Here is a 2,397-nt window from a genome sequence, read left to right on the forward strand (position 1 = left end):
ATCCAGTATCTTGATAGTGTCGGCTCCGCCCTGATAGAGCGCCACCGCCACCCGGTTCTGGTTCTGCGCATCCCTGAAGGGAAAGATGCCCTGTCCCCAGTTTCCGCCGATATTGGTCCCCAGATTGCTGGTGACCGTAGATCCCACGATCTTGCCCAGCGTGGTGTTCGAGTAATTGGTCTGGGCCGTGTACAGCAGGTTTGCCGAGGCCGGGGCCCCAAAGGCCAGGACCAGCGCAAAGAGCAGCATCCCGGAAAGCCAACGCTTCATCGTCTTGCGATACATCACGTTACCTCCTCACTGAAATGATTTTTGATGTTCCGACGGACCACCGCGCACGCGAAGTCCCACTATCTTGTCCTCCTTTTCCAAATCACCTCCTGCGTTTTTGAAAAGAGAGGTCGTCCTTTACACTCAGCACCCCCCAGCCCCTGCGGGGCTAAACCAACCCCTCAGGCGCGCCCTTGCAGGTCTCGCCAGCTCCCCTTCCAGGGGAGCCCAATAAAGCCGAGGGGCCAATCATTGCCTCCTAAAACGTCCAGATCAGCGAGACGTAGAACGTCCGGCCCTGGAGCGGGTACCACAACATGCGCTCCGGCCCCGTCCCCACCGCAAAGAGCTTCAGGTCCGGCCCCTTGTCGAAGAGGTCGTCCACCCCCAGAACCAGCTTCAGGTTCTCCTTGGGCTGCCAGCGGACGCCCAGCCCGGCGGTCAGCAGGTCCGTCCAGCCCACCTCGCCCTGCATGTCGTAGTAGTTCCTGCCCACGTAGCGCAGCTCCGCAAAGGCCGAGGATCGCTCCCACTTCCGGGTCGCCCTCAGCAGCCCCTCCCACTCGGGCCGGTTCGCCAGAGGGTCACCGTCCATGTAGCCCGGCGTCTCGTTCTTCGGGTCCATCCAGGTGGCGGCCAGGTAGAGGGCCCATTTCTCCCACTCCGCGCTCACCTCCAGCTCCGTCCCGATCACCCTGGCCTTTCCGATGTTCACGTACTGGGCAAACCGGGGGTTGGTCATCAGGTAGTCGATCAGGTCGTCCGAGTGTCGGCCGAAGGCCGTCAGCTCCGCCGTGGCCTCCCCGCCCCACAGCTGCCCCTTCCAGGCCAGTCCGACGTCCCACTGCGTCCCGCTCTCCCACCGCAGGCCGGGGTTGGGGATGACGAACGCCCCGTCCCCGTAGAGCTCGTAGAGGTTCGGAGCCCGGTTGTACGTGCCGCCCGTCAGTTTCAGGGTCCACTCCCGGCTCATCCGCCAGTCCAGCGCCGCCCCCCACGAGAACTCCGTGCGGCCATCGGCGGCGTTCCAGCGCACCACCGGGGTCAGCCAGAGGTCGTCCCCCCTGCCCAGGCCGATGGTGTCCTGAATTTGCGCGTTCCAGCTGTAGCGGTTGTGCTCCTGAAATCCGCGCATCTTCTTCACGATGTCCCCATCCGTTTTCAGGGTCTCGTCGTAGTAGTTCCAGAGGAATTCCAGCAGGTGGTGGTCCCCGACGGGCAGCGCGCCGTCCAGGGCGAAGCTCAGGCGGTTCGTGTCGTAGCGGTTGTGCTGCTCGCCCCAGCCCCCGATCGTGTCCGCCGGGTCGTCGTACCTCTTGCTCTGCCCCAGGTACTCCGCGCGGAACCCCCACTCCAGATCGCCCCAGGTCTGGCGCCGCGCCAGGACCACGTTCCACTGATCGACACGGAAGTCCGCGCCCTGCGGGCTCTCCGGCTTGTCCGCTCCGGGGGCTGGGTAAGGCAGCGCGCGGTCGTTCCGTTTCCAGCCGCCCTCGACGCGCCAATGCTCGTCATTCCACTTCAGCAGCACGTCCGTGTTTGCATAACGGTTGTTCTCACGATCCGCCTCGTAGTCGTCGGTCGGGGTGTAGGGGGTGTTGTTGTCGTTGGGATATTTGAAATCGCCGTCGGTGCGGTCGTGGTTGACGCCCAGGAACAGGCTGCCGCTGCCAAGCGGCGCGTCCCAGGCCAGGCCGGCCCGTGCCCGTCCCCAGGAGCCCGCCCCAAGCGAGAGGGTCCCGCCGGACTTTTCGGGCTTCTTCGTGACGATGTTGATGACGCCGCCCATGGAGGCCCCCCCGAACCGGGAGGGAATGTAGCCGCGGTAGACCTCGATGCGCTCGACGTTCTCGACGGGGATCGTGGAGAGGTCCACCGCCGCCTCGCTGCCCAGGTTCATCAGGACCCCGTCCACGTAGACCGCCACCTGCGCGGCGCTGCTGCCGCGGATGGAGGCCACCGTATAGGCCCCGCGCCCCTTGGTCTCCACGACGTGAAGGCCCGGAACCTGCTTCAGGAGCTCCGGAAGGTTCTTCTGCTCCCCCTTCATCTCCTGGGGGCGCACCACCGTCACCGATCCGGGGGAGAGGAGCAGCTTGTCCTCGTCCTCCACGGGGGGAGCGACGA

At 65.2% G+C, this 2,397-nt stretch carries 1 protein-coding gene and 1 pseudogene; both read right to left on the reverse strand.

The features are described 5' to 3' along the window. Positions 1-285, reverse strand: a pseudogene (locus tag Q0629_RS07150) (hypothetical protein); the annotation flags it as partial. 244 nt (positions 286-529) lie between these two features. Beyond that, a partial coding sequence (locus Q0629_RS07155; protein ID WP_298780718.1) for a TonB-dependent receptor occupies positions 530-2,397 on the reverse strand: 1,868 nt, incomplete at its 5' end.

The sequence above is a fragment of the uncultured Fretibacterium sp. genome, from assembly GCF_938030725.1.
In the GTDB taxonomy this organism is placed as follows: domain Bacteria; phylum Synergistota; class Synergistia; order Synergistales; family Aminobacteriaceae; genus Fretibacterium.